Genomic DNA, 23,907 nt, shown 5'->3' with positions numbered 1-23,907 from the left:
AGTAAATCATGGGAAAAATTCTACCGGTTCTGTTACTTCTTATTGGTGTTGGTGCAGGGGGGGGTGCAGGGTTTATGCTCCGCCCTGCTCCGCCAGAAATGGATGAAAAAGCTTCTCAAGAAGAGGAACACTCCGAAGATGTAGAAGATGCGTCTGAGGATGTTGTGGATACTATTAATGAAGACTTCAATTATGTTAAAATCAACAATCAGTTTGTGATTCCGGTGATCAAAAATGACCGAATAGCCGCTCTGGTGGTAATGTCGGTCAGCTTGGAAACGAAAGCTACGGAAACGAGTGGGATTTATGACCGGGAACCAAAGCTGCGTGATGCATTCCTTCAGGTAATGTTCGATCATGCTTATATTGGGGGATTTGATGGGGTTTATACCGCGCCTGCAGCTATGGATGCTTTGCGCCGATCGCTACTGATGAGTGCTAGAAGAATTGTTAATGTAGATATTACGGATGTTTTGATTACGGATATTGTAAAGCAAGAGGTCTAGGTTGAGCTGAGGGTGCCCATTCTCGTTTTACTTACTCTGAGTTGTGCTTAATTTTGTAGGTGCTGGGATGCGGAACCCCCTGTGCGGTGGGGAACTTATGTGTTGAGCCCCCGCTGAATTAGCAGATCAAAGCCGTAGTTTTCCGGATCACTCCCCCACTGCAATGTTGTCGATCAAACGCACACCGGCGAGCCATGCGGCGGCGAGGAGGCGGGCGGGACGCGATGGAGATGTCAGAGCTTCCAGCGTGTCGCAGGCACGTAGGTCTAGATAATCAACTTCAGTGAAGCCCGCGCGCTCGATCCGGGTGGTGGCTTTGGCGCGTAAGTCAATAAGGTTGCCGCCATCCAGCAATCTCGCGGCCATGTCCTCCATCGCGGCGTTTAATTCTGGTGCCCATGTGCGGGCGCGGTCGGACAAAAGCAGGTTGCGAGATGACATGGCAAGGCCGCCTTCCTCGCGAATAGTGGGGCAGCCGACGATCTGTATGGGGATGTCTAAATCGCGGGCTAGCCGGGTCACAACCTGCAATTGCTGGAAGTCTTTTTCGCCAAAATAGGCTTTGTCGGCTCCGGTTTGCAGGAACAGTTTTGATACCACCGTGGCGACGCCGTCAAAATGGCCGGGGCGATGCGCGCCGCACAAAACATCCGTTAAACCCGCGACGGAGACATTGGTGGCGAAGCCCTCGGGGTACATGGTCGGCCCGTCCGGCACGTAGACGGCATCGACGCCGAGGGGGCTAAGTTTCTGTGCGTCATCTTCCTCGGTACGGGGGTAATTTTCGTAGTCCTCGGGGGTGTTGAACTGCTTAGGATTGATGAAGATGGTCACGACAACGCGGTCACAATCGGCTTTGGCTGCGCGCACCAAACTCAAATGGCCTTGATGTAGCGCGCCCATGGTGGGGACCACGCCGATGGTCTCACCGGCACGCTTCCACTTTGCCACTATGGTGCGTAAATCGGCCAAGGGGCGAATGATCGGGGCGTTCATTTGGAAGTCTCCGGTGCGGTTTGCGCAAATACGTGTTCTGGGCCGGGGAAGCTGCGGGCCTGCACCTCATCGGCGTAGGACTGAATCGCGACGCGGGCATCATCGCCCAACATGGCAAAGCGTTTGACGAATTTGGCTTTGAACGCGGTGAATAGGCCCAGCATGTCATCGACCACAAGGATTTGCCCGTCGCATCCGGCAGAGGCTCCAATGCCGATCGTGGGGATGGGAACTGCTGCGGTGATCTTATCGGCCAAAACTTGCGGCACTTTTTCCAGCACCACGGCAAAGGCTCCGGCTCCCGCGACGGCCTGCGCATCGGCAAGCAATTGATCGCCAGCTGTGCCGCGCCCCTGCACCTTGTAGCCGCCCAGCGTGTTGACCGATTGGGGGGTCAAGCCGATATGAGCCATCACCGGAATGCCGCGCGCCACAAGGAACGCGATGGTGTCAGCCATGTTTCCTCCGCCTTCGAGCTTCACGGCCCCTGCGCCGGTTTCTGTCATGATGCGAGCCGCGTTGCGAAAAGCTTGCTCGCGGCTTTCCTCATAGGAGCCAAAGGGCATGTCCACTACCAGCATCGACGCGCGCAATCCGCGACGCACGGCTTGGCCATGCAAAATCATCATCTCCATCGTCACGCCCACAGTCGACGGCAGGCCGTGCAACACCATTCCAACACTGTCACCGACCAATACGAAGTCGCAAATGCCGTCCATCATTTCAGCCATAGGTGTGGTGTAGGCAGTCAGGCTGACCAGCGGCACGCCGCCTTTGCGCGCCATAATATCTTGGGGCATCGGTGCGGATTGGCGGGCGGTGGCGCTCATTGATTGATCCTTCACGCAATAAAGTTGCGCAGGGCCTATCAAAATAGAAGCAGCAAATCCAGCACAACGGGCGGCTTGTGCTTGATTGCTTTGCAGTTTCGCTTCAAACTTCCGCTTGAAGGGCGCTATTTTGCGGCCGATTGAACGGAGGAATTCCATGACCCGATGGATTTTTGGACCTGTAGTTGCAGTAAGCATGCTGACAGGCGCTAGCGTATTCGCGCAAACCAATGACGTAACTGTAGGCTTGCAGTTGGAGCCGCCACACCTAGATCCGACCTCGGCGGCCGCAGGCGCGATTGACCAAGTGGTATATTCCAACGTGTTTGAGGGGCTGACACGCTTTGCGTCTGATGGCTCGGTAATCAAGGGTTTGGCACAGGGCTGGGAGATTTCGCCTGATGGCTGCGTCTACACGTTCAAGCTGCGCCAAGGTGTGACGTTCCATGACGGCACGGATATGGAGGCCACGGATGTAGTGTTCTCGCTGGACCGCGCACGGGCCGAGGATTCGGTGAACGCACAAAAGGCGCTGTTTGATAATATCGCCAAGGTGGAGGCGCTGGACCCCACAACGGTGAAGGTTACATTGAACGCACCGCAGGGCAATTTCTTGTTCAATCTGGCGTGGGGGGATGCGGTAATTGTGGCCCCTGAAAGCATCGACGACATCAAGGTAAAGCCGATCGGGACCGGGGCGTTTAAGTTCGACGACTGGAAGCAGGGCGATAGCATCACGTTGGTCCGAAATGCCAACTACTGGGGGGAAGCTGCCGTACTGGACAAGGCGACGTTTAAGTTTATCTCGGAGCCAACAGCCGCGTTTGCCGCGATGATGGCCGAGGATATCGACGCCTTCTACAGCTATCCGGCACCGGAAAATCTGGCGCAATTTGAAGCTGACCCACGCTTTACTGTGCTGTCTGGCAGCACCGAGGGCGAGACGATTCTTGCGATGAACAACAAGCAAGCGCCGTTTGATAATGTCTTGGTCCGCCAAGCGGTCAGTCACGCGATTGATCGCCAAGCGATTATCGATGGTGCGATGTTTGGCTACGGCACGCCGATTGGTTCGCACTTTGCGCCGCATCACCCCGACTACATCGACCTGACGGGCAACTCGCAATACGATCCTGAGAAGGCCAAAGCATTGCTGGCCGAAGCCGGTTTGGCAGATGGGTTTAAGACCACGTTGAAACTGCCACCGCCATCCTACGCGCGGCGCGGCGGGGAAATCATCGCGGCACAGTTGCGCGCGGTGGGGATCGAGACCGAGATTTCAAATCTGGAGTGGGCGCAATGGCTAGAGCAGGCGTTCCGTGGTAAAGATTTTGGCCTGACGATCGTGTCCCACACCGAGCCAATGGACATCGGCATTTATGCGCGGCCTGACTACTATTTTCAGTATGATAACATCGAGTTGCAGGATTTGTTGGGGCAGTTGAGCGTGGAGGCCGATCCGGGGAAACGCTCTGAGTTGCTCAAGACTGCGCAAATTACGATCTCAGAAGATTACGTGAACGGGTATCTGTTCCAACTGGCGCTGACCTCGGTTGTGAATGCTAAGTTGAACGGCATCTGGGCCAATGCACCGACGCAGGCGTTGGACCTTACCGGCGTCAGTTGGTCTAAGTAAAACAGGGGCATAGCGGATAAATGTTGCGCTATGCGATCAAAAAATTAGGCTCGCTTGCGATCTCATTGGTCGTGGCGAGCCTTGTCATTTTTGCCTGTATTGAGGTGATCCCCGGCGATCCGGCTTCGTTCATGTTGGGCATCAACGCACAGCCCGACACGGTGGCTGCCTTGCGCGAAGAGTTGGGTCTGAACGCGTCGCTGGTGTCGCGTTATCTGTCATGGGTTGGCGGCATGCTGACGGGTGATTTTGGCGTCTCGTACACCTACCGCACCCCGGTGGCAGAGATCATTGGCGAAAGGTTGTGGTTATCGCTGCCTTTGGCGTTGATCTCGCTTGGGCTGACCGTGTTGGTCGCGTTTCCTGTGGGTATTTTAGCGGCAACCAAGCGTGGATCATGGACGGATTTCTCGGTGATGGGAGCCACGCAATTGGGTATTGCGGTGCCCAACTTTTGGTTTGCCATGCTGATGGTATTACTGTTTGCGATCAACCTGCGGTGGTTCTCTGCGGGCGGCTTTCCCGGTTGGGAACACCCATTAGCAGCATTGAAAGCGCTGGTTTTGCCCTCGGTCGCGTTGGCCTTGCCGCAGGCGTCGATCTTGGCGCGGGTGATGCGGTCGGCGTTGCTTGACACGCTGTCGGAGGACTACATCCGTACCTGCCGCGCCAAGGGGCTAACCATGCGCCAAGCACTCTGGCGGCATGCTTTGCGCAACGCGATGATCCCCGTGCTGACCATCATCGGGTTGCAGTTTTCTTTCCTGTTGGCAGGCGCGATTATCATCGAGAATGTGTTCTATCTGCCGGGGTTGGGGCGGCTGGTGTTCCAAGCCATTTCGCAGCGCGATTTGATCATGGTGGAGGGCGTCATGTTCTTGCTGGTCTTCGCGGTGATCATGGTGAATTTCACAGTGGATTTGGCCTATGCGTGGGTGGACCCGCGGCTTAGGGGGCGGGGATGAGGAACCTGTGGTTTGGGCTGGCTTTGACGTCCATATTTGCGCTGGGCGCGGTGATCTCGTTCATTTGGACGCCCTATGACGTGACGGTGTTGGAGATTTCCAACAAGCTGAAGCCGCCCACTTGGGAGCACCTGTTTGGCACGGATCATTTCGGGCGCGACATCTTTTCGATGATCATGGTTGGCGCGCGGACATCCCTAGCGGTGGCGGTCGTCGCGGTAGGAATAGGCATGGGGATTGGTGTGCCGCTGGGGTTGGCCGCAGCGGCGCGTAAAGGATCGCTGCTGGACGAGGTAATCATGCGCGGTAATGATCTGATATTTGCCTTCCCATCCCTGTTGATTGCGATCCTGATCACGGCGATTTTCGGTCCGTCAGCGGTGAATGCAATCATCGCTATCGGCATTTTCAACATCCCGGTTTTTGCCCGTCTGACACGCGGTGCGGCGTTGTCTTTGTGGACCCGGGACTACGTGCTGGCGGCGCGTGTGGCGGGTAAGGGAGCGGCCCGAATTTCAATGGAACATATCCTTCCGAACGTGACTAACCTGCTGATTGTACAAGGAACCATACAGTTCTCACTGGGCATTTTGGCCGAGGCGGCACTTAGCTATGTGGGTCTTGGTGCGCAGCCGCCGACACCCAGTTGGGGGCGCATGTTGGCCGATGCACAAACGCTGATCTCACTGGCCCCGCATGTGGCGTTATTTCCAGGATTTGCCATCGTGTTCAGCGTGTTGGGGTTGAACCTTGCAGGTGACGGATTGCGCGATTTCCTTGATCCGAAGTTGAGGGTTCAGAGATGAGTTTGCTGGCGATTGAGGGGCTGTCTCTGTCGATCCATGGTACGCAAATTTTGCGCGATATATCGCTTGAAATTGCGCCGGGGGAAATTTTGGGTGTGATCGGAGAAAGCGGGTCTGGCAAGTCGTTGACGGCGTTCTCAGTATTACAATTGCTGCCGGATGGTGCGTCGTGCGAAGGCTCTGTGCGCCTGCTCGCGCGCGATGTTCTGGCGCTGGATGAGGTTGATTTATGTGCCTTGCGGGGGCGCGATGTTGGCATGGTGTTTCAAGAGCCAATGACGGCGCTTAACCCGGTGCAAACGATCGGCGCGCAGGTGGCGGAGACAATTTTGATCCATGAAAATGTGTCGAAGTCGCAAGCCATGGCTCGGGCCGCGCAAGCACTAGAGCGCTGTGAGTTGCCGCAAGATCGCTTTCCGCTTGGCCGGTATCCGCATGAGTTATCAGGGGGGCAACGTCAGCGGGTGGTGATCGCGATGGCGATTGCTTTGCAGCCGAAATTGTTGATCGCAGATGAGCCGACAACGGCGCTGGATGTGACCACTCAAGCCGAGATTTTATCCCTTCTGGCGCGACTGGTGGACGAGGACGGTATGGGGTTGATGTTGATCAGTCATGATTTGGCTGTGGTCACGGAAATGGCGCATCGGATCGTGATTATGAAAGACGGTGAGGTGGTCGAAGAGGGCGCGGCGAAGACATTGCATCGCGACATGACGCACCCCTATACAGAGGCCCTATTTGCGGCCTCCACTCATCAACCAGAACGCGCAGGGACGCCCCAAGATGTTCCCTTGTTGCAGGTCGAAAATGCGGTGCGCGATTACAATTTACCACGTAGGGCGCTGTTTGGGCCGGTGAAAAAATTCCGGGCGGTGGATGGGGTTAACTTTCAGATAAAACGTGGTGAAAGCCTTGGTTTGGTTGGAGAAAGTGGCTGTGGAAAGTCGACCCTGACACGCGCAATTTTGGGACTGGAGCCGCTGCAAGGTGGGCACATCCATCTGGATGGGCAACCTGTCGGCCCGATGGTCCGCCATAAGATGCAAGTGGTGTTCCAAGACCCTTATGGCAGCTTCAATCCACGCCATAAGGTGGCGCGATTGGTGTCGGAGCCGTTTCATCTTCTGGGGCGCAAAGCAAGCGAGGTTGAGATCGACGAGGCGCTGATCTCGGTCGGGCTGGAGGCATCGGATAAAGCCAAATATATCCATGAATTTTCAGGCGGGCAGCGGCAACGGATCGCCATTGCACGCGCGTTGATCATCAAGCCGGACCTGATTGTGCTGGACGAGGCGGTGTCAGCGTTGGATGTCTCAATCCGCGCGCAAATTCTGGACTTGCTTGCGGATTTATCGGACCGCTTTGGCCTCACTTATTTATTCATCTCGCATGATTTGTCGGTGGTGCGTGCCATCACAGACCGCTGTTTGGTGATGAAGGCTGGAAAAATTGTTGAGCAAGGCGAAACTGAACAGGTGTTCATCAACCCAAAACACCCCTACACTAAAACCCTGATTGCAGCCGCACCGCGCCTGCCCGATGCCTAGACAGGAGCATACCCAATGAGCAGTGAAGATATCTGGTTCGACCCGTCCCTTTGTTTCATCGGAGGCGTTTGGGTGGACCCTGTTGATGGGCAAACGTTGGAGTTGAACAACCCTTCAACGGGGGAAGTCATTTGCGAGATTGCGCGCGGGAAACACGCGGATGTGGATCATGCAGTGCAAGCCGCACGCGACGCGTTGAGCGGGCCATGGGCACGGATGACTGCACCAGAGCGTGGGCGTATTTTGGCAAAAATCGGCGTGTTGGTGTTGGAGAACGCAGACAGGTTGGCGCGCCTAGAGGCGATGGATGTAGGCAAGCCGTTGAAACAGGCCAAAGCGGATGCGGTGGCTCTGGCGCGCTACATGGAATTCTACGGCGGGGCTGCGGATAAATTGCACGGCCACACCATTCCCTATCTGGACGGCTACACGGTTTATACCCTGCGCGAGCCGCATGGTGTGACGGGCCATATCATCCCGTGGAATTACCCGATGCAAATCATCGGGCGCTCGGTTGGGGCGGCTTTGGCGATGGGTAATGCAGCCGTGTTGAAGCCCGCCGAAGAGGCCTGCCTAACCGCCTTGGCTTTTGCTGATTTAGCCCGCCAAGCGGGTCTGCCAGAGGGGGCATTGAACGTGGTTCCGGGTTTGGGTGCAGAAGCGGGCGCGGCCCTGTCGGGGCATTCAGATGTGAACCACGTGTCGTTCACCGGCTCGGTCGGGGTCGGCAAAATGATCCAGCGACAAGCGGCGGAGCATATCGTACCGGTGACGTTGGAGTTGGGCGGAAAATCCCCGCAATTGGTGTTTGACGATGCCGATATCGATGCGGCGCTGCCGTTCTTGGTGAATGCGGGTATTCAGAACGCGGGGCAGACTTGCTCGGCGTCGTCGCGCATCTTGGTGCAACGTGGCGTGTTCGACCAAGTTTTGGACCGCATGGCGGCGCGATATGGCGAACTACAAGTCGGCCCGGCGATGGCGGATTTGGACGTAGGCCCGCTAATTTCGGCACGGCAAAAGACGATTGTTGAGGGCTTCTTAGAAAAAGGCTCCTCATTGGAAATGGCGGCGCAAGGCCAGATTGTCGGTGATGCGCCATCGGGAGGAAACTACGTGGCTCCGACCTTGTTTGCAGGCGTCAGCCCGGGCCATGTTCTAGCGCAGGACGAGATATTCGGGCCAGTGCAAGTGGTGATCCCATTCGAGGACGAGGCGGAAGCGCTGGCAATCGCCAATGGCACGCAATTTGGCTTGGTTGCCTCGGTCTGGTCGCGCGACGGGGCGCGGCAAATGCGGTTGGCGAAAGCGCTGCGCAGCGGTCAGGTGTTCTTGAACAATTACGGTGCCGGCGGCGGGGTAGAGTTGCCATTTGGTGGCTCGGGCCTGTCGGGGCATGGCCGCGAAAAAGGGTTCGAGGCGTTGTACGGGTTCTCGACCTTGAAAACTGTTGCGGCGCTGCATGGATGACCTGCATCAAAATTTTAGATATGATATGAGGAAGTAACACTATGCGTTTAAATGAAAAAGTGGCGATTGTTACGGGTGGTGCGTCGGGGTTTGGCGCTGGGATCACGCGTAAATTTGTGGCTGAGGGCGCGCGGGTGATGATTGCTGACCTCAACATCGAAATGGCGAATGAGCTGGTTTCTGAGCTGGGTGACGCGGTACAGGCCGTTGAGGCCAATGTCGCGCAGGATGCCAGCGTGAAAGCCATGGTGGCGGCGACGCTAGACGCATTCGGGCGGATTGATATTTTGATCAATAACGCAGGCACCACGCACCTTCCGGCACCAATGGAGGAGGTGTCTGAGGACGATTTCGACAAGGTTTTTGCGGTGAATTGCAAGTCGGTCTACTTGGGCGCGAAGCATATCGTACCCTTGATGAAAGCGCAGGGTAGCGGGGCGATTTTGAATGTGGCCTCGACCGCAGGCGTTAGTCCGCGGCCACGGCTAAACTGGTACAACGCCTCGAAGGGCTGGATGAACAATGCGACCAAGGGCATGGCGATTGAGCTGGCCCCGGCGGGCGTTCGGGTGAACGCGATCAACCCCGTGGCAGGTGATACGCCACTGTTGAAAATGTTTCTGGGCGAGGACACGCCGGAGATGCGCGCGAAGTTCCTCTCAACCATTCCTATGGGGCGGTTCTCAACCCCCGAGGACATGGGAAATGCGGCCTGTTATCTATGTTCTGACGAGGCCTCGATGGTCACGGGCGTGTGCATGGAAGTCGATGGCGGACGGTGCATTTAATGCGACCCGGCGCGCGAAATTCGATCACAGATGTGGCGGGACTGCGCGTGGGAAATGCGCAAGATGCGAGGTTGAAATCGGGCGCGACGGTGCTGACTGCCGATGCGCCATTTATGGCGTCGGTGCATGTCATGGGGGGCGCACCGGGAACGCGCGAGACGGATTTGCTGGACCCCGATAAATCGGTTGAGGGCGTGGATGCACTGGTGTTATCCGGCGGCTCGGCGTTTGGATTGGACGCGGCGTCCGGTGTGGTTGATGGTTTGCGCAACATGGGGCGCGGGTTTGCGGTTGGGGATGTGTGCGTGCCGATTGTCCCTGCCGCGATTATCTTTGATTTGCTTAATGGAGGAGACAAAAACTGGGCCAAGAACCCCTATGCCAATTTAGGGGAGCAAGCCTTAGAAACGGCCAGCGACGTGTTCGACACAGGATCCGTTGGCGCCGGAACTGGTGCGACTTCTGCGACACTTAAAGGCGGGCTTGGCTCGGCGTCTTTGGTGCTGGACGACGGTGTGACGGTCGCGGCCTTGGTGGTGGTGAACCCTGTGGGAACGGTGGTGACGCCGGGCGGAAAGTTCTGGGCCGCGCAGTCGGAAATAGCGGGCGAGTTCGGCAGTTTGGGCGCTGATACCGTGTCATATGGCGCGGTGCGATTGCCATTGAAAACGGATACGCAGGAGGGCGCGAACACCACCATAGCGATCGTGGCGACGGACGCAAGATTGACCAAGCCGCAGGCCAAGCGCATGGCCGTGGCCGCGCATGACGGTATGGCGCGCGCGATTGTGCCGTCTCATACGCCGATGGATGGCGACTTGGTGTTCAGCGTGTCGGCAGGCGAAAAAACCGGCGATCCATTGATGATAGGCCACGCCGCGGCGACATGTCTGTCTCGTGCCATTGCCCGCGCTGTCTACGAGGCTGTTCCGGCCCCGGGTGACGTATTGCCTTGTTTCAAATCCCCGGCTGGGTAACATTCGCGGTAAGGGCGGTACTTTGCACAGTTTAAGGATCAGGACATGACCAAAGGCGCAGATCTTTTTGATCTCACTGGCAAGCGAGCACTCGTGACGGGCTCTTCTCAGGGCATTGGCTATGCCTTAGCGCGGGGCTTGAAAGAGGCCGGGGCGCAGATCATTTTAAACGGGCGGGATGGGGTGAAATTAACCAAGGCGGCAGACGCGTTGGATGCACCCTATACCTTGGTTTTTGATGCGACGGATCACGAGGCGGTGCGCGCCGCTGTTGATGGGTTTGAAGCAGATACCGGCCCGATAGACATCTTGGTGAATAATGCGGGAATGCAGCATCGCAGTGAGTTGGAGAATTTTCCAGCCGATGCTTTTGAGAAGCTTTTGCAAACCAATGTGGCCTCGGTGTTTCATGTGGGACAAGCCGTTGCGCGTCACATGATTGCGCGCAAGGCGGGCAAAATTATTAACATCGCGTCGGTCCAAACCGCATTGGCCCGCCCCGGCATCGCGCCCTACACCGCGACCAAGGGCGCGGTGGGGAATTTGACCAAGGGCATGGCCACGGATTGGGCCAGACACGGGCTGCAATGTAACGCGATTGCGCCGGGGTATTTTGACACGCCACTGAATGCAGCGCTGGTTGCGGATCCCGAATTTTCGGCTTGGCTGGAGAAACGCACACCGGCGGGGCGGTGGGGCAATGTGGAGGAGTTGGTCGGCGCGTGCATCTTCCTGTCCTCGCCCGCGTCAAGTTTTGTAAATGGCCACACGTTATACGTGGATGGCGGCATTACGGCCTCGCTGTAGAATGTTGCGACTTGTGATCATGGGGGTGGCTGGCAGCGGGAAATCGTCAGTTGGCGAGGGGGTCGCCGCGCATCTTGGGGCCAGTTACATGGATGGCGACGACCTGCACCCAAAGGCCAATATTGACAAAATGGCCACGGGCTCCCCTTTGAATGACGCGGATCGTGCGCCGTGGTTGGATACAGTCGGGGAAACCTTGCGCAAGCTGAGAGGGCCAGCATTGATAGGGTGCTCGGCCCTGAAGCGGAGCTATCGCGACCGTATTCGGGTCGCATGCCCGGACGCGGAGTTCGTGCATCTGGTCGGGGGTCGGGCGCTTATTGAGGGGCGAATGGCGGCCCGCACAGGGCATTTTATGCCGGTCAGCTTGCTGGATAGCCAGATTGCAATTCTAGAGCCGCTACAGCGTGGAGAGGCAGGGTTTTCTGTTGATATCTCACAAGAATTTAGCGACGTTGTAGGTGAAATTATCTCACGATTGCCACAGGTCGCTGCACCGCAGTAACTCCTGACTTCCCCCGGCGGCGGGCCTCGGGTACATATGCTATATGAATTGGAACATTCCTAATATCTTGACGCTAATGCGTCTGCTGGCAGCCCCGGGCGTTGCCGTTATGTTTTTGTATTTCCAACGGCCTTGGGCCGATTGGTTTGCGCTCATTTTATTTGTAACGGCGGCTTTGACGGACTGGCTCGATGGCTACCTTGCCCGTGCATGGAAGCAAGAAAGCAAGTTCGGCGCGATGCTGGATCCGATTGCAGATAAGGCCATGGTGATTATCGCGCTGCTGGTCATTACCGGCTTTTCTGGCATGAACCCTTGGGTATTGTTGCCCTCCACGGTGATCATGTTTCGCGAGGTGTTTGTGTCCGGGTTGCGGGAGTTTTTGGGCGATACCGCGGGCTTGTTGAAGGTGACGCAACTGGCCAAGTGGAAAACCACGGCGCAGATGGTTTCCATTGCGGTGCTGTTTGCGACTGGGTTGTTCCAGCACGAGTTTCTTGACCGGACAACGGGCATGGATGACGCTATGCTGACGGCGATTATGTCCGGAGCGACTGATGATCCGTTGGGATTGCAATGGTTTGCGCAGGCGGCAAATGTGACCTTTAAAGTCGGAGTATTTCTACTTTGGGCCGCTGCAATCCTGACTATGATGACAGGCTGGGATTATCTGCGAAAAGCCATGCCATACCTTCGCGACGAGACCAAATCATGATCTCCGTGTTGTATTTCGCGTGGGTACGGGAACGTATTGGCCTGCCTAAAGAGCAGATTGAGACCTCTGCCAAAACTGTTATTGAGCTGGTTGAGGAACTGCGCGCCCGCGAGGAGCGCTATGCGTTGGCGTTCTCTGATTTGACTGCGTTGCGGGTAGCCGTTGATCAAGACTTGTCTGAATTTGAGGCCAGCCTTGAAGGTGTACGCGAGGTCGCATTTTTCCCGCCAATGACCGGCGGTTGACGGGTGCGGATCGTTGTTCAAGAGGCCCCGTTTGATCCGGGCGCAGAGTTGAACGCCTTTGGCAAAGGCGATACAGACGTCGGTGCAGTGGTAAGCTTTACGGGTGTGACACGCGATGTCTCGGGCGGGTTAAGTCAGATGCAAATCGAGCACTATCCCGGCATGACAGAGCGCGCCCTGACGCAGATTTGCGAAGAGGCACAGCGGCGTTGGGTGCTTGCAGATGTGCTGATCATTCACCGCTACGGCCTTATGGCACCGGGTGATAATATCATGATGGTGGCCACGGCGTCGCGCCACCGCGCTGATGCTTTTGCGGCGGCTGATTTTTTGATGGATTACCTAAAATCCCGCGCGCCGTTTTGGAAAAAAGAAGTCACTTCTGACGGCTCGGAATGGGTCGCTAGTAAGGACCGCGACGAGCAAGCGCTTGAGCGTTGGTCCTGAGCAAGTTGGGCTTTATTTACCCTTGAATTTGATTGGTTCGCTCAATGTAGGTCCGCAGTTCTTCGGCCTCGTGGCGGGCGTCGCGCAAGCCGTCCATGGCGGCTTTTAGCTCGGCCTCGGTTTGCGATAGCTGATTGGTTAACTCGGCCTCGCGTTGCTGCAAATATGTAATCGCTTGGTCGCGGGTTTCCTCGGCGTCGTGCAGCGCCTTCGCCATACCGTCCAACTCTTCAATATCTGCCGTGGTCACGCGGCTGAAGCGTTGCAGCAGCCAGCAGGTGAACCAGCCCACGCAAAAGGCAAGGAACAGGATAAACGCGGTGGCGATGATGAACTCTGATCTATTCACTTTGGGTCTCGGTTTCTGCTTGAGGTGCGGTTTCGTCTGTGGAGGCCGCACGGGCGTCTGTCAACAGTTTGAACTCGATCCGGCGGTTGGCCTCGCGGCCCTCGGCGGTGTCGTTGTCAGCGATTGGGTCGGCCTCGCCATAGCCTTTGGAGGTGATGTTGCCGGTTAAAACCCGCCGCGAGAGGAGGGCCGCACGCACCGCATCAGCGCGTTGTTGGCTGAGGTTGGTGTTCATTTCTTCGCGGCCTTGACTGTCCGTATGCCCGCCGATTTCCATTCTAACACGTTCGCATTGCTTGGTAATTTCGGCAATTTTGTCGACGGTCCGGCCTGCTTCAGTGGTAATTTCGGACGAGGATGGCTCAAACACGATTTTGGCGGCGGATAGGATTTTGTTGATCCGTGCCACGCATTCTTGTGGTGTGGGAATGTTCAACGTCAGGTCCAGCAACTCATCGTAGCGAACGCTGATCTCGAAGTTTTCAGCCTCGCCCAGCTTGTCTGCCAGAGTGCGTGAAATTGTGTCGGAGGCGTCTTTTTTGCCGCTGACACCGCGAATTTCAACGAAATCTTCTTGCACAACGGCACTGCCGCTTTCCAAAGTGGACAAAGCTTCCAACGCGGCTAAAACCCGCACGGGCCAGTCGTCAGGCAGCTTGGAATCATTGCGCGTGGCAAGGTAGACTTTGCTCGAGCCGAATTGCGCACGAGCGAAAGATCCGACAATTTGCTTAATGCTGTCATTGGTCAGGCGGCCACGCAATTGCACCAATCCTTCGGGGCTGCGGGTGGCTACGAATTCGATAGCAGTCTCGGCACCGCTGCCATCTACCACCACTTTTTCAGGCAGGACAGAATGCAGTGAAAAAATTTCCGGCAAAGCAGCATCTATCTCACCGATAACTCTGTCGAATTTGCCCTGAGAGGTGGTGTCCAGTGCTACCATTGTAATGTCGGCATCCGAGAATGTCAGGGACCCGCCGCCCAAATCTTTAAGGCCGGAAATTGCCACTTCAACCGCCTTGGCCCAGTTAGGGGACGGAACGCCAAGGCCGATGGCGCATTCCGGCTTCTCAATGGTGCCAGCAGCGCTTGCGGCGCGCAGGATGCGTGCGCGCGTCGCATCATTATCCGCGGAACATGCATCAAAAGAGGCCTGCCCCTCGGTGTCCAACAGGAACCGCAGCGTGAAAGGGGTGATCACCGGGCGCGGCGCGGAAATGTGGAGCGCGAGGCGTATCCCATCTGGTGCAGAGCGGGCCAGTTGTGCCTCAATCCGGCGCTTGTCTTCGGGGCTGTCGGAAATCGCGGTGATTTCGATCAACTCGGAGGAGACCGAGATTTTGGACCGCTCAAGATCGCGCAGCGCCTGAATGGAAAATGCCAACGCATCTTCCCAGCGGTCCGGCACTGGATAGTCGGCCTTCTCAAGCATGTCGGTGACGCTGGCGCCATCGGCGATATCAGTCAGTTGCTCGGCAATTTCATTGTCTTCGCCCGTGGTTGGGATAAGCCCGATAAGGGAGATACCTTCGCCATTGCGCAGCATCTCGACCGAGAATCGCGGTGCTTCGATTTTTTCGCGCGCCTTCACATCCATGTTGTCGACAATGCGGTCAGGGTCGATGACCCGGCCAATCGCAGAAACCACGCGAAAACGGGTGGCCTCATCGGGGGCTTCGCCACCCAAGGCGACCAATAACCCGTCTGTGGTCACCGAGGTCCAACTGTGCTGCCCGTCAATCAACGTAGAGGTGACAACCTCGCCGGAGCGGGCCTCAACCCAATCCACAGCAAGCCATGCGCCCCCAGTGGATAGGGCGGCGGCGGCGAGGAATGCGGCGATAGTTTTTAGTTTCATACAGGTCGTCTACCATTGAACGTTGCGGCGGGCACCGGGTCTTACCTAACGGGCGCGCGCAGGTTGTTCAATCACAGCAATGCGGTAACGGCAAAAAATAGCGCAGGGATCAGACCAGCATCACGGTTGGAGCGGAAAAGCAGCAAGCAGACGGTCCAGTCGGTGGTATCAAGGCGACGCAACTGCCACACCATGTGCCAGCCAAAGGCCCACGCGCCCGCAAGAGCTACGGTTAAGACCATGACGTTTTTCCCAGGGGCCAAGGCGACAATGATTGCCAAAGATAACAAGAGGACCGATGTCATGAGAAACAGGCGCAACCACCATGTCGAGTTTTCGCCAAACAGGCGCGCGGTGGATTTTACCCCGATCAGTGCGTCGTCCTCGGTGTCTTGGTGGGCGTAAATCGTATCGTAGAACAGCGTCCACGCGATGCCCGCGAAATATAAGATCACTGGCGCGAGGCTGAGTGTGCCAGTATGTGCGGTCCATGCCAGTAGCGCGCCCCAGTTAAACGCGATGCCAAGGAAAACCTGCGGCCACCATGTGAAGCGTTTGGCGAACGGGTAGATCGCCACGGGGAGCAACGCCAGCACGCCAAGTGCGATGGTGATTGCGTTGAACGTCAGCAAAATCGCAAATGCGATCAATGTCTGCACTCCCATCCATATGAGAGCGCCTTTGACGGTGACTTGGCCAGATGGGATGGGTCTGGATTTTGTGCGTGCAACCTGTGCGTCGAGTTTGCGGTCCGAGATGTCATTCCAAGTACAGCCCGCGCCGCGCATCAAGAAGGCGCCGATAGCACAGGCTATGACGATCCACAGGTCAAACAGGTTCAGCCCGGCGGGGTCGGCGCTGGCGGCGAGCAAGACACCCCACCAGCACGGCAGAAGCAAAAGCCACGTCCCAATCGGGCGGTCCGCACGGCTGAGACGCAAGTACGGACGGGTGGCTTTAGGCGCCCATGTATCGACCCAGTTTTGGGCGACGGCATCAATTACCTGCCCGTCTGGCGTTTGGTCCTCTGGCATTTGGCTATGCTCGGTCATATGTTCAGCCTCATGGAACGCGCAAAAATCAGGTTGTTTGTAGAGCAGCCATTGGGGCAGGGCAATTCGGTTGCGATGACCCAGCCACAGGCCAATTATTTATTCAACGTGATGCGCCTTGGCGTAGGCGACGTTGTGGCCTTGTTTAACGGGCAAGATGGCGAGTGGACGTGCCGCGTGGTGCAGGCGGCGAAACGGCGCGGTGCGGTGATTTGCGAGCAGCAAACCTTGCCGCAACAAACCCCGCCAGATCTTTGGCTGCTGTTTGCGCCGATCAAGAAAGCGCGTACGGATTTCATCGTGGAAAAAGCCGCCGAGATGGGTGTCGCGCAGATTTTTCCGGTGCGGACGGAATACACCAATGCTGAGCGCGTTCGCCAAGACAAGTTGCAAGCCCACGCTATCGAGGCGGCGGAGCAATGTGGCGGGACTTATGTGCCTCCGGTGGCAGATATCCAAAAACTCTCCGTGATGCTGGAGGGCTGGCCCGCGGATCGACACCTGTTGTTTTGCGATGAGGAAATGGTAGGAAAGCCGACAAACCTGTCGAACTTGCCCAGCGGCCCTTGGGCGATTGTGATTGGTCCTGAGGGCGGATTTTCTGCGGGCGAGCGAGAGACATTGCGCGCGTTAAAGCAATCGCATTCGATCAGTCTTGGTCCACGCATTTTGCGCGCCGATACTGCCGTTGTTGCTGCACTGGCGCTTTGGCAAAATGCCTTGGGGGATTGGACATGATCCGCCCCGAAGTGCAGGCGTTTCTGGCGCGCCATTCAGAGGTGCTGCTGGGCCTGTCGCTGGTGGGTTTTGGCATTTTGTCGTTCAATAATTTCGGAATTTTGTGGCAGGCAGCCGGGGTGTTGCTGTTTTTATGTGGTGCAGCAATCGCGTGGACCGCATGGCGGCGTGTGCGTTTGACCTCAAAAGTGCAAGACGGCCCCGGTGTGGTTGAAGTAGACGAGCGTCAGATTACCTATTTTGCACCGCATGAGGGCGGCGCAGTTTCCATTAACGATCTTGCCCGCGTGACGATCCTGACCAACGACCAAGGCCCAATACGCGAAGATGTCCATTGGTTGCTGGAGGAAGACGGCGGCACCCGGTTACTAATCCCCAATTCAGCCGAGGGGGCGGCGCAATTGTTCGATGCACTTGCCCCGCTGAAAGGCGTTGATTTCGAGGCGGCCATCCGCGCCATGGGGTCGACAAAAATTGACAGTTTTGTGATCTGGGCGAAACAGCGTGGTCGTCTGCATTGACATCACCTGCAAATCACCTCAACCCTTGTAAACCCAGTTCAGACGGAGCCTGCTGACATGTCCATTCCTCAATCCGGCGGCGGTCTGATTACCGACGATTCCCAACTTGCGCAGCTTCTTGAAGAGGGCTGTAAACCCAAGGAAGACTGGCGCATTGGCACCGAGCACGAGAAATTCGGCTATTGCCAAGATAGCCTGAAGCCGCTGCCTTACGAGGGTGAGCGCTCGATCCATGCGGTGCTATCAGGCTTGCGTGATCGCTTTGGCTGGGCACCCGTTGAAGAAGGCGGCTATCTGATCGGCCTGACCAAGGATGGCGCGAATGTATCGCTAGAGCCAGGCGGCGCATTAGAGCTGTCAGGCGCACCTCTTGAGACGGTTCACCAGACTTGCGACGAGGTGAATGTGCACCTGCAAGAGGTCAAATCTGTATCAGACGAGATCGGGGTGAAGTTTATCGGCCTTGGAGCCGCGCCCGAGTGGACCCATGAGCAAATGCCGCTGATGCCCAAAGGGCGCTACAAGCTGATGAATAGCTACATGGAAAAAGTCGGCACTATGGGCACTGCCATGATGCGGCGCACCTGCACTGTACAGGTGAACCTTGATTTTGGCTCCGAGGCCGACATGGTGCAAAAGATGCGCGTCGCACTGGCGTTGCAACCCGTTGCGACGGCTTTGTTCGCCAATTCGCCGTTCTTTGAGGGTAAAGTGAACGGCCATAAATCGTGGCGCTCGCGCATTTGGCGTGCGCTGGATGCGGACCGCACAGGCATGGTTCCCTTCGTCTTTGACGAGGGCATGGGGTTCGAGGCGTGGGTGCAATGGGTGCTGGATGTGCCAATGTATTTCGTCTACCGCGATGGCAAATATATTGATGCTTTGGGGCAGTCGTTCCGTGACTTCCTGAAGGGTGAATTACCCGCGCTTCCCGGTGAAAAACCACTGCTGTCAGATTGGGCAGACCACCTGACCACGGTGTTCCCCGAGGCCCGGATTAAGCAATACATGGAGATGCGCGGTGCGGACGGTGGCCCGTGGCGCAGGCTTTGTGCGCTGCCCGCATTTTGGGTCGGCATTTGTTATGATCAAACCGCGCTGGATGCGGCTTGGGATGTGGCCAAAGGCTGGGATGCAGAAACCCGTGAGGCGTGGCGCGTTGCGGCCTCGGTTGATGGGTTGGCGGCCGAAGTGAACGGCGTGAAGATGATTGATCTGGCGCGCGAGGTCGTGGCGATCTCGGAGGCGGGGCTGAAAGCCCGTGCCAAGCCCGGCGCTGGCGGCTTGGTGCCGGACGAGACGCATTTCCTTAATGCGTTGAAGGAAAGCATCGAGACAGGCCAAACCCCAGCGGACGAGTTGCTGGCCAAGTATCACGGCGAATGGGATGGCGATCTGAGCCGGATTTATGCCGATTACAGCTACTAGTCTTTGTCGATAACTCTTGGGATGCTGGATTTGGCGTAAATAGGTTCGGGCTCGGGCAGGGGTGGCGTGCGGCCAAGCGGGTCGGGCCCATAGGAGTTATCGCCGACGTCACCGGGCAGGATTGTAAAGATTAGCAATATGATTTGCCCGATGGGTATGATGCAAAGCAGCATGAGCCAAGTGGTCAGCCCTTTGTCATGGATGCGCCGCGACAAGACCGCAAGAGACGCGGGTATGAGGCCTAGAACAACAAGTATTAGGGCGGTCATCAGCGGGCCTGCTTCGGTCTCGCCATCCAGTTCGCTGGACGAGGCGATGATGGAGATAACGAGGAAAATTGCGAGGCCGTTGTAGAAAGCGAAGAACCACCAAAACTCTGACCGTGAGGCGCGCCCTTTCCATGTGAACGACTTGGAAATACAGGTTTTAACGGCTTTTACAGGTCCCATTGGGTTACCCTTTCCTGAGCGTAATTTTCTTTTCTTCACCACGTATAAGTCTGCGAATATTACCCGCATGACGCATCCAGATTAACGCGCCAAGTAGTGCGGCTAGAATGGTAAGCTGTGGCAGTCCTAAAACGTGCAACCATAGGGGCATTAACGCTGCCGCGGCCAAGGCTGCGAGCGATGAAATTCTAAATAACAGGGCGAAGACAAGCCAGGTAAGGCAGACTACAAGGCCTGCCGTGAATGATAAGGCTAACAATGTGCCAAGGTAGGTGGCGACGCCTTTGCCGCCGTTAAATTTTAGCCAGATGGGGAAGATATGGCCGATGAACGCGGCCAGACCTGCCAATTGGGCAGCATCCTCGCCGATCATTGCGCGGGCCAACAGAACGGCGATGCCGCCCTTACCTGCGTCTAGTAAAACGGTTGCCAAAGCGGCGGATTTGGAGCCAGTGCGCAGCACGTTTGTGGCCCCGATGTTGCCCGACCCTATTTGGCGCAAATCGCCCAAACCCATAAGCCGTGTAATTACCAATCCGAAAGGAATGGACCCCAAAACGTAGGAGGCTACGGCGACAAAGCACAGTAGATAAGGGGCGGTGCTGATCTCAGGCATGGGCAAATACCTCCGTGCCACCAACAAAGGTGCGCAACACACGACCTTGCATCCGCTGACCATCAAAGGGCGTATTTTTGGATTTGGAGCGCAGAGTTTCGCGGTCCATGACAAACGGCGCATGAGGGTCAAATAGCACCAGATCAGCAGGCGCGCCAAGACTCAGGCGCCCGCCTTCCAACCCAAGCCGTTTGGCGGGGTTCAGCGACAAGGCGCGCCAGAGCGTCGGCAGGTCAATGGAGTTTGAGTGCAGCAGACGCATGGCGGCGGGCAGCAGCGTTTCCAACGCAACCGCGCCGGACGCGGCCTCCTCATAGGGCAGGCGTTTGCTTTCTTCGTCTTGCGGCGTGTGCATGGAGCAGATCACGTCGATCAGGCCGGACGCCACGGCCTCGACCATTGCAAGGCGGTCTTCCTCGGATCGCAGGGGCGGTTTGACCTTGAAGAAGGTGCGGTAATCGCCCACATCCAAATCGTTCAATGTCAGGTGGTGAATTGAAACGCCTGCCGTCACATCAAGGCCCTGTGCCTTGGCGCGCTCTAGTGCGGGTAGGGCGGCGGCGGTGGAAATTTGGTCGGCATGATAGCGTACGCCGGTCATCTCAACCAAGGCTAGGTCGCGCTCTAGCCCCATGCGCTCGGCCATGGGCGAGACGCCGGGAAGGCCGCGTAGGGAGGCGAATTTACCGGATGTTACTGCGGCACCCTTGGACAGCACTGGGTCTTGCGGGTGGCCCATCACCAGCGCGCCAAGCGAGCGGGCGTAGGTCATGGCGCGGCTGAGAACTTTGTTATCCGTCACCACGTTGTCACCATCCGAGAACGCCACGGCACCTGCATCCAGCAAGAACCCCATCTCGACCATTTCGCGACCTGCGCGGTCCTTGGTCAGCGACGCCATCGGCGCGATGCGCACTGGTGCCATTTCAGCCCCACGCCTTTTGGTGAACTCTAGTGTTTCGGGTGTGTCTACGGTGGGGATGGTGTCGGGGCGGGTGACCATGGTGGTCACGCCACCAGCGGCGGCCGCCAAGCCAGCTGTGCGGAAGCTTTCTTTGTGGCGCTCACCCGGCTCGCAAACCTTCACGCCGATGTCGACAATGCCGGGTGCGAGATATTTGCCGTTGCAGTCGACTATAGGGAATTTTTCTTTTGAAATATCAGCGTCTTGGGTCAATATTTTGCTGATTGCCCCATCCTTGATAAGCAGCGCCCCGAGTGTCTCGGTGCCAGCTTCGGGGTCAATCAGTCGTGCGTTTGTAAGAAGCAGATCAGTCATCAGAACCCTATGTAGTAAAAGAAGACCCAAGCGACGGAGGCAACCAACGCCAACATCGCGATCAGGGCAAGGCGAGCACCAAAACCACGGTGCGGCTTAGTCCCCTCGGGGCCGCCGAGAACGCCTTTGGTGGCGTCACTGACCAGCGGTGCGAATTTGGCGGCGGGGGCGGATTGCTCGGAAAAAGTGGCGATCAACTCGGCCTCGCCATTGAGGGTAATGGTCGTCGGCGCGGTGAATGCAGCGGTGCGGATCAGGGCAATATCGCCGGTGAGCGCGTCGATTGTAGCTGCGTCTTGCGGGGTTAGAGTGATGCCATAACCACCGCTGAGCAGCCCTTTTAGCCCGAGGTCTTCCAGCGCGCGGATTTGTACAAGTTGTACATCTTGTACGTGTAAGCTGTACAAACCCAAGGCCTGCTGCAACCGATCCAACACGCCGGACTGCCCGATCTCCATGGCAAGCTGATCACTGAGCGCGAAGACGCGTAGCTTTCCGTGCTCGGAGGCGCTGATGGGGAGATCAGGCATCGCCGTTAGCTCCCGATCCAGATCATCAGGCCGGTGAAGGCGAAAATACCCAGCAGCGCGTAGGTCGCGACTTTGCCGGACATGCGGGGATCTTTGGGGTCATCCATTCCGTGCACCTTCCTGCTGGGCCTGTTGCACATTACGCATTTTTTGAAAGACATCGCGGCCGTCCGCAAGCATCACGAAACCTATCTGCTCTGTATAGGTGCCATTTTTTCCGCGTCGTTCTTTGGTTTCAAAGTAAATTGACGACAATGCCCCTTCGGAAAACTGTAACGGTTTGTCAGGTGTTAGTGGATAGCTGTCGAGCTTGCGGGCCCCGAACATCGACGTAGTAGCGATTAAGGCGCGCTTGTTTGTGAGCGTATAAAATGTGCTTTTGCGCTCCCAAGCCTTCCAGAAGTGTTTACCGATTAAATTGTAGCTTCCGACCCCGAAAAAAAGAAGCCCAAACATCCAAAACGGGCCGGGTGCCTTTGATGCCATGGCCATCCAAAAGACAGAAAATCCGGTAAAAAAGAGAAAGAAAAATGGCTCAAACGGATTGCGAAATTCTAGGCGAACTTTAGGGGATGGCTTCCCCTGCCAGATGATCTCTTCGTTATCATCAAGAATGCCCTGCCATTCTGGAGAGTGCGTGCTCAAACCATCACCCCCTGCTGCGCCTGTTCGCGTCTTGTGCGAACCAGCAATTCCATGGCGGCCATGCGCACGGCGACGCCCATCTCGACTTGTTCTTGGATTACTGATCGGTTGATGTCGTCGGCCAGCACGCCGTCGATTTCTACGCCACGGTTCATTGGGCCGGGGTGCATGATGATCGCGTCTGGCTTGGCATAGGACAGCTTTTCGGGGTCCAGCCCGTAGCGGTGGTAATATTCGCGCTCGGACGGGATGAAGCCGCCGTCCATGCGTTCTTTCTGGAGACGCAGCATCATCACCACGTCCACGTCCTTTAGGCCTTCGCGCATGTCCTCGAACACCTCTACGCCGAATTCTTCGATGCCAGAGGGCATTAAAGTCGGAGGGCCGATTAGGCGGATGCGGTTTTCCATTTTGCCCAGCAACATAATGTTGGAGCGCGCTACGCGGCTGTGCGCGATATCGCCACAAATCGCAATTGACAGGCGGTGCAGACGACCCTTGGCGCGGCGGATGGTGAGCGCATCTAGCAAGGCCTGTGTCGGGTGCTCGTGGCGACCATCGCCGGCGTTTAGCACCGCGCAGTTGACCTTTTGGGCCAGCAAATCCACCGCGCCGGAATGCGGGTGACGCACGACCAAAAGGTCGGGGTGCATGGCGTTCAGGGTTAGGGCGGTGTCGATCAGGGTTTCGCCCTTTTTGACCGAGGAGGCCTGCATCGCCATGTTCATCACATCGGCGCCAAGGCGCTTGCCTGCGATCTCGAAGCTGGCTTGTGTGCGGGTCGAATTCTCGAAGAACATGTTGATCTGGGTCAGCCCGGCCAAGGTGTCAGTATGCTTGACGTCACGGCGGTTCAACTCGACATATTGGTCGGCCAGATCCAGCAATGTGGTGATTTCATCGGGGCCAAGGTGCTCGATCCCAAGCAGGTGCTTTGCACGGAATGTCATAGGGGCCCTCGCGTTATTTTATCGGGTTATAGGGGGGGGAGGCGGTTCGGGCAAGCCACCGTGGGGCTGATAAGGTGCGGTGTAGCGGGGAAAAAAGTTTTCGCAAAGTGGGAAATGAATACCCGCCATTTTCAAAACTAAGCCTAGCGACCCAAAACCGAGACGTATTCGCCTTCGGGTTGCGACGTCTTCCTCGTCTTTGTTCGCTTTGGCTTCTTAGTCGGATTGGCTTTACAGCCCGTGCAG

General features: G+C 56.9%; 27 protein-coding genes. 16 read left to right on the top strand and 11 right to left on the bottom strand.

Translation table 11 applies throughout. The features are described 5' to 3' along the window. Positions 1–8: 8 nt before the first annotated feature. Positions 9–506: a flagellar basal body-associated FliL family protein gene (locus tag AC3Y7R_RS09725; protein WP_490041836.1), complete on the top strand. Its 498-nt coding sequence runs from the start codon at positions 9–11 to the stop codon at positions 504–506. Between the two features lie 147 nt (positions 507–653). On the opposite strand, the gene panC is transcribed toward AC3Y7R_RS09725, so the two are convergent. Both panC and panB read right to left on the bottom strand, forming a co-directional pair. After that, a complete protein-coding gene (panC, locus tag AC3Y7R_RS09720; RefSeq protein WP_490041835.1) occupies positions 654–1,502 on the bottom strand; it encodes a pantoate--beta-alanine ligase in 849 nt (282 codons plus the stop codon). Then, positions 1,499–2,332: a 3-methyl-2-oxobutanoate hydroxymethyltransferase gene (gene panB, locus AC3Y7R_RS09715; protein ID WP_490041834.1), complete on the bottom strand. Its 834-nt coding sequence runs from the start codon at positions 2,330–2,332 to the stop codon at positions 1,499–1,501. Before panB ends, panC begins: the two co-directional genes overlap by 4 nt. A 157-nt stretch (positions 2,333–2,489) precedes the next feature. On the opposite strand from panB, the gene AC3Y7R_RS09710 reads away from it, so the two are divergent. The 12 genes from AC3Y7R_RS09710 to AC3Y7R_RS09655 are packed head-to-tail and all read left to right on the top strand — an operon-like array spanning position 2,490 to position 13,243. Beyond that, complete coding sequence (locus tag AC3Y7R_RS09710) at positions 2,490–3,968, top strand: ABC transporter substrate-binding protein (RefSeq protein ID WP_490041833.1); 1,479 nt, start codon at positions 2,490–2,492, stop codon at positions 3,966–3,968. 20 nt (positions 3,969–3,988) lie between these two features. After that, a complete protein-coding gene (locus AC3Y7R_RS09705) occupies positions 3,989–4,933 on the top strand; it encodes an ABC transporter permease (RefSeq protein WP_490041832.1) in 945 nt (314 codons plus the stop codon). Beyond that, a complete protein-coding gene (locus tag AC3Y7R_RS09700) occupies positions 4,930–5,739 on the top strand; it encodes an ABC transporter permease (RefSeq protein WP_490041831.1) in 810 nt (269 codons plus the stop codon). The genes AC3Y7R_RS09705 and AC3Y7R_RS09700 overlap by 4 nt, the downstream gene beginning before the upstream one ends. Further along, positions 5,736–7,289, top strand: coding sequence for an ABC transporter ATP-binding protein (locus AC3Y7R_RS09695; protein WP_490041830.1), 1,554 nt, complete (start codon positions 5,736–5,738; stop codon positions 7,287–7,289). The genes AC3Y7R_RS09700 and AC3Y7R_RS09695 overlap by 4 nt, the downstream gene beginning before the upstream one ends. Before the next feature lie 15 nt (positions 7,290–7,304). Further along, positions 7,305–8,759 (top strand): aldehyde dehydrogenase family protein, encoded by a 1,455-nt coding sequence (locus AC3Y7R_RS09690; protein ID WP_490041829.1) that lies wholly within the window; start codon positions 7,305–7,307, stop codon positions 8,757–8,759. Between the two features lie 41 nt (positions 8,760–8,800). Beyond that, a complete protein-coding gene (locus AC3Y7R_RS09685; protein WP_490041828.1) occupies positions 8,801–9,547 on the top strand; it encodes an SDR family oxidoreductase in 747 nt (248 codons plus the stop codon). Further along, complete coding sequence (locus AC3Y7R_RS09680) at positions 9,547–10,524, top strand: P1 family peptidase (protein ID WP_490041827.1); 978 nt, start codon at positions 9,547–9,549, stop codon at positions 10,522–10,524. The genes AC3Y7R_RS09685 and AC3Y7R_RS09680 overlap by 1 nt, the downstream gene beginning before the upstream one ends. A 45-nt stretch (positions 10,525–10,569) precedes the next feature. Next, positions 10,570–11,331: an SDR family oxidoreductase gene (locus AC3Y7R_RS09675; protein ID WP_490041826.1), complete on the top strand. Its 762-nt coding sequence runs from the start codon at positions 10,570–10,572 to the stop codon at positions 11,329–11,331. 1 nt (position 11,332) lies between these two features. Then, positions 11,333–11,836, top strand: coding sequence for a gluconokinase (locus tag AC3Y7R_RS09670; RefSeq protein ID WP_490041825.1), 504 nt, complete (start codon positions 11,333–11,335; stop codon positions 11,834–11,836). A gap of 43 nt (positions 11,837–11,879) precedes the next feature. After that, positions 11,880–12,551 carry a CDP-diacylglycerol--glycerol-3-phosphate 3-phosphatidyltransferase gene (pgsA, locus tag AC3Y7R_RS09665; RefSeq protein WP_490041824.1) on the top strand — a complete coding sequence of 224 codons (672 nt, stop codon included), beginning with the start codon at positions 11,880–11,882 and terminating at the stop codon, positions 12,549–12,551. After that, positions 12,548–12,796, top strand: a complete 249-nt coding sequence (gene moaD / locus AC3Y7R_RS09660) for a molybdopterin converting factor subunit 1 (RefSeq protein ID WP_490041823.1) — start codon at positions 12,548–12,550, stop codon at positions 12,794–12,796. Before pgsA ends, moaD begins: the two co-directional genes overlap by 4 nt. Positions 12,797–12,799: 3 nt before the next feature. Further along, on the top strand, positions 12,800–13,243 hold the full coding sequence (locus AC3Y7R_RS09655) for a molybdenum cofactor biosynthesis protein MoaE (protein WP_490041822.1): 444 nt from the start codon (positions 12,800–12,802) through the stop codon (positions 13,241–13,243). Between the two features lie 16 nt (positions 13,244–13,259). On the opposite strand, the gene AC3Y7R_RS09650 is transcribed toward AC3Y7R_RS09655, so the two are convergent. The 3 genes from AC3Y7R_RS09650 to ubiA all read right to left on the bottom strand — a co-directional run bounded on the left by AC3Y7R_RS09650 (position 13,260) and on the right by ubiA (position 16,505). Continuing rightward, the gene (locus tag AC3Y7R_RS09650) at positions 13,260–13,592 is read right to left on the bottom strand and encodes a hypothetical protein (protein ID WP_490041821.1); all 333 of its coding nucleotides are present in this window, start codon (positions 13,590–13,592) and stop codon (positions 13,260–13,262) included. After that, positions 13,585–15,453: an OmpA family protein gene (locus tag AC3Y7R_RS09645; RefSeq protein WP_490041820.1), complete on the bottom strand. Its 1,869-nt coding sequence runs from the start codon at positions 15,451–15,453 to the stop codon at positions 13,585–13,587. The genes AC3Y7R_RS09650 and AC3Y7R_RS09645 overlap by 8 nt, the downstream gene beginning before the upstream one ends. A 71-nt stretch (positions 15,454–15,524) precedes the next feature. Further along, entirely contained in the window at positions 15,525–16,505 is a 981-nt protein-coding gene (gene ubiA / locus AC3Y7R_RS09640) for a 4-hydroxybenzoate octaprenyltransferase (RefSeq protein ID WP_490041819.1), read from the bottom strand. A 12-nt stretch (positions 16,506–16,517) separates the two neighbouring features. On the opposite strand from ubiA, the gene AC3Y7R_RS09635 reads away from it, so the two are divergent. Genes AC3Y7R_RS09635 through AC3Y7R_RS09625 form a run of 3 tightly spaced genes read left to right on the top strand, consistent with a single transcriptional unit; the run spans position 16,518 to position 19,192 of the window. Next, positions 16,518–17,243, top strand: coding sequence for a 16S rRNA (uracil(1498)-N(3))-methyltransferase (locus AC3Y7R_RS09635; protein ID WP_490041818.1), 726 nt, complete (start codon positions 16,518–16,520; stop codon positions 17,241–17,243). Next, positions 17,240–17,764, top strand: a complete 525-nt coding sequence (locus tag AC3Y7R_RS09630; protein WP_490041817.1) for a hypothetical protein — start codon at positions 17,240–17,242, stop codon at positions 17,762–17,764. Before AC3Y7R_RS09635 ends, AC3Y7R_RS09630 begins: the two co-directional genes overlap by 4 nt. Positions 17,765–17,821: 57 nt before the next feature. After that, positions 17,822–19,192 (top strand): glutamate--cysteine ligase, encoded by a 1,371-nt coding sequence (locus AC3Y7R_RS09625; RefSeq protein ID WP_490041816.1) that lies wholly within the window; start codon positions 17,822–17,824, stop codon positions 19,190–19,192. Here AC3Y7R_RS09625 and AC3Y7R_RS09620 read toward each other — a convergent pair. From AC3Y7R_RS09620 to AC3Y7R_RS09595, 6 genes are all read right to left on the bottom strand, one after another. Next, the gene (locus tag AC3Y7R_RS09620) at positions 19,189–19,641 is read right to left on the bottom strand and encodes a DUF805 domain-containing protein (RefSeq protein ID WP_490041815.1); all 453 of its coding nucleotides are present in this window, start codon (positions 19,639–19,641) and stop codon (positions 19,189–19,191) included. The genes AC3Y7R_RS09625 and AC3Y7R_RS09620 overlap by 4 nt on opposite strands. 4 nt (positions 19,642–19,645) lie before the next feature. Beyond that, positions 19,646–20,257: a glycerol-3-phosphate 1-O-acyltransferase PlsY gene (gene plsY, locus AC3Y7R_RS09615; protein WP_490041814.1), complete on the bottom strand. Its 612-nt coding sequence runs from the start codon at positions 20,255–20,257 to the stop codon at positions 19,646–19,648. Next, entirely contained in the window at positions 20,250–21,536 is a 1,287-nt protein-coding gene (gene pyrC / locus AC3Y7R_RS09610) for a dihydroorotase (RefSeq protein ID WP_490041813.1), read from the bottom strand. The genes plsY and pyrC overlap by 8 nt, the downstream gene beginning before the upstream one ends. Continuing rightward, the gene (locus AC3Y7R_RS09605) at positions 21,536–22,066 is read right to left on the bottom strand and encodes a hypothetical protein (protein ID WP_490041812.1); all 531 of its coding nucleotides are present in this window, start codon (positions 22,064–22,066) and stop codon (positions 21,536–21,538) included. Before AC3Y7R_RS09605 ends, pyrC begins: the two co-directional genes overlap by 1 nt. 99 nt (positions 22,067–22,165) lie before the next feature. Next, positions 22,166–22,711 carry an aspartate carbamoyltransferase catalytic subunit gene (locus tag AC3Y7R_RS09600; protein ID WP_490041811.1) on the bottom strand — a complete coding sequence of 182 codons (546 nt, stop codon included), beginning with the start codon at positions 22,709–22,711 and terminating at the stop codon, positions 22,166–22,168. After that, positions 22,708–23,661: an aspartate carbamoyltransferase catalytic subunit gene (locus tag AC3Y7R_RS09595; RefSeq protein ID WP_490041810.1), complete on the bottom strand. Its 954-nt coding sequence runs from the start codon at positions 23,659–23,661 to the stop codon at positions 22,708–22,710. Before AC3Y7R_RS09595 ends, AC3Y7R_RS09600 begins: the two co-directional genes overlap by 4 nt. Between the last annotated feature and the right edge of the window lie 246 nt (positions 23,662–23,907).

The sequence above is a fragment of the Litoreibacter sp. genome (genome assembly GCF_058136045.1).
This window is presented reverse-complemented; position numbering and strand designations above follow the sequence as displayed.

What these genes read in the sequence shown, in the direction of transcription:
- panC (WP_490041835.1), bottom strand. Translation starts at nt 1,502, where the DNA reads ATGAACGCCCCGATCATTCGCCCCTTGGCCGATTTACGCACCATAGTG.
- moaD (WP_490041823.1), top strand. Translation starts at nt 12,548, where the DNA reads ATGATCTCCGTGTTGTATTTCGCGTGGGTACGGGAACGTATTGGCCTG.
- AC3Y7R_RS09710 (WP_490041833.1), top strand. Translation starts at nt 2,490, where the DNA reads ATGACCCGATGGATTTTTGGACCTGTAGTTGCAGTAAGCATGCTGACA.
- AC3Y7R_RS09645 (WP_490041820.1), bottom strand. Translation starts at nt 15,453, where the DNA reads ATGAAACTAAAAACTATCGCCGCATTCCTCGCCGCCGCCGCCCTATCC.
- AC3Y7R_RS09695 (WP_490041830.1), top strand. Translation starts at nt 5,736, where the DNA reads ATGAGTTTGCTGGCGATTGAGGGGCTGTCTCTGTCGATCCATGGTACG.
- AC3Y7R_RS09620 (WP_490041815.1), bottom strand. Translation starts at nt 19,641, where the DNA reads ATGGGACCTGTAAAAGCCGTTAAAACCTGTATTTCCAAGTCGTTCACA.
- AC3Y7R_RS09675 (WP_490041826.1), top strand. Translation starts at nt 10,570, where the DNA reads ATGACCAAAGGCGCAGATCTTTTTGATCTCACTGGCAAGCGAGCACTC.
- AC3Y7R_RS09605 (WP_490041812.1), bottom strand. Translation starts at nt 22,066, where the DNA reads ATGCCTGATCTCCCCATCAGCGCCTCCGAGCACGGAAAGCTACGCGTC.
- panB (WP_490041834.1), bottom strand. Translation starts at nt 2,332, where the DNA reads ATGAGCGCCACCGCCCGCCAATCCGCACCGATGCCCCAAGATATTATG.
- AC3Y7R_RS09725 (WP_490041836.1), top strand. Translation starts at nt 9, where the DNA reads ATGGGAAAAATTCTACCGGTTCTGTTACTTCTTATTGGTGTTGGTGCA.
- AC3Y7R_RS09630 (WP_490041817.1), top strand. Translation starts at nt 17,240, where the DNA reads ATGATCCGCCCCGAAGTGCAGGCGTTTCTGGCGCGCCATTCAGAGGTG.
- AC3Y7R_RS09635 (WP_490041818.1), top strand. Translation starts at nt 16,518, where the DNA reads ATGGAACGCGCAAAAATCAGGTTGTTTGTAGAGCAGCCATTGGGGCAG.
- pgsA (WP_490041824.1), top strand. Translation starts at nt 11,880, where the DNA reads ATGAATTGGAACATTCCTAATATCTTGACGCTAATGCGTCTGCTGGCA.
- AC3Y7R_RS09595 (WP_490041810.1), bottom strand. Translation starts at nt 23,661, where the DNA reads ATGACATTCCGTGCAAAGCACCTGCTTGGGATCGAGCACCTTGGCCCC.
- AC3Y7R_RS09705 (WP_490041832.1), top strand. Translation starts at nt 3,989, where the DNA reads ATGTTGCGCTATGCGATCAAAAAATTAGGCTCGCTTGCGATCTCATTG.
- AC3Y7R_RS09670 (WP_490041825.1), top strand. Translation starts at nt 11,333, where the DNA reads ATGTTGCGACTTGTGATCATGGGGGTGGCTGGCAGCGGGAAATCGTCA.
- AC3Y7R_RS09700 (WP_490041831.1), top strand. Translation starts at nt 4,930, where the DNA reads ATGAGGAACCTGTGGTTTGGGCTGGCTTTGACGTCCATATTTGCGCTG.
- AC3Y7R_RS09625 (WP_490041816.1), top strand. Translation starts at nt 17,822, where the DNA reads ATGTCCATTCCTCAATCCGGCGGCGGTCTGATTACCGACGATTCCCAA.
- pyrC (WP_490041813.1), bottom strand. Translation starts at nt 21,536, where the DNA reads ATGACTGATCTGCTTCTTACAAACGCACGACTGATTGACCCCGAAGCT.
- AC3Y7R_RS09685 (WP_490041828.1), top strand. Translation starts at nt 8,801, where the DNA reads ATGCGTTTAAATGAAAAAGTGGCGATTGTTACGGGTGGTGCGTCGGGG.
- ubiA (WP_490041819.1), bottom strand. Translation starts at nt 16,505, where the DNA reads ATGACCGAGCATAGCCAAATGCCAGAGGACCAAACGCCAGACGGGCAG.
- plsY (WP_490041814.1), bottom strand. Translation starts at nt 20,257, where the DNA reads ATGCCTGAGATCAGCACCGCCCCTTATCTACTGTGCTTTGTCGCCGTA.
- AC3Y7R_RS09690 (WP_490041829.1), top strand. Translation starts at nt 7,305, where the DNA reads ATGAGCAGTGAAGATATCTGGTTCGACCCGTCCCTTTGTTTCATCGGA.
- AC3Y7R_RS09680 (WP_490041827.1), top strand. Translation starts at nt 9,547, where the DNA reads ATGCGACCCGGCGCGCGAAATTCGATCACAGATGTGGCGGGACTGCGC.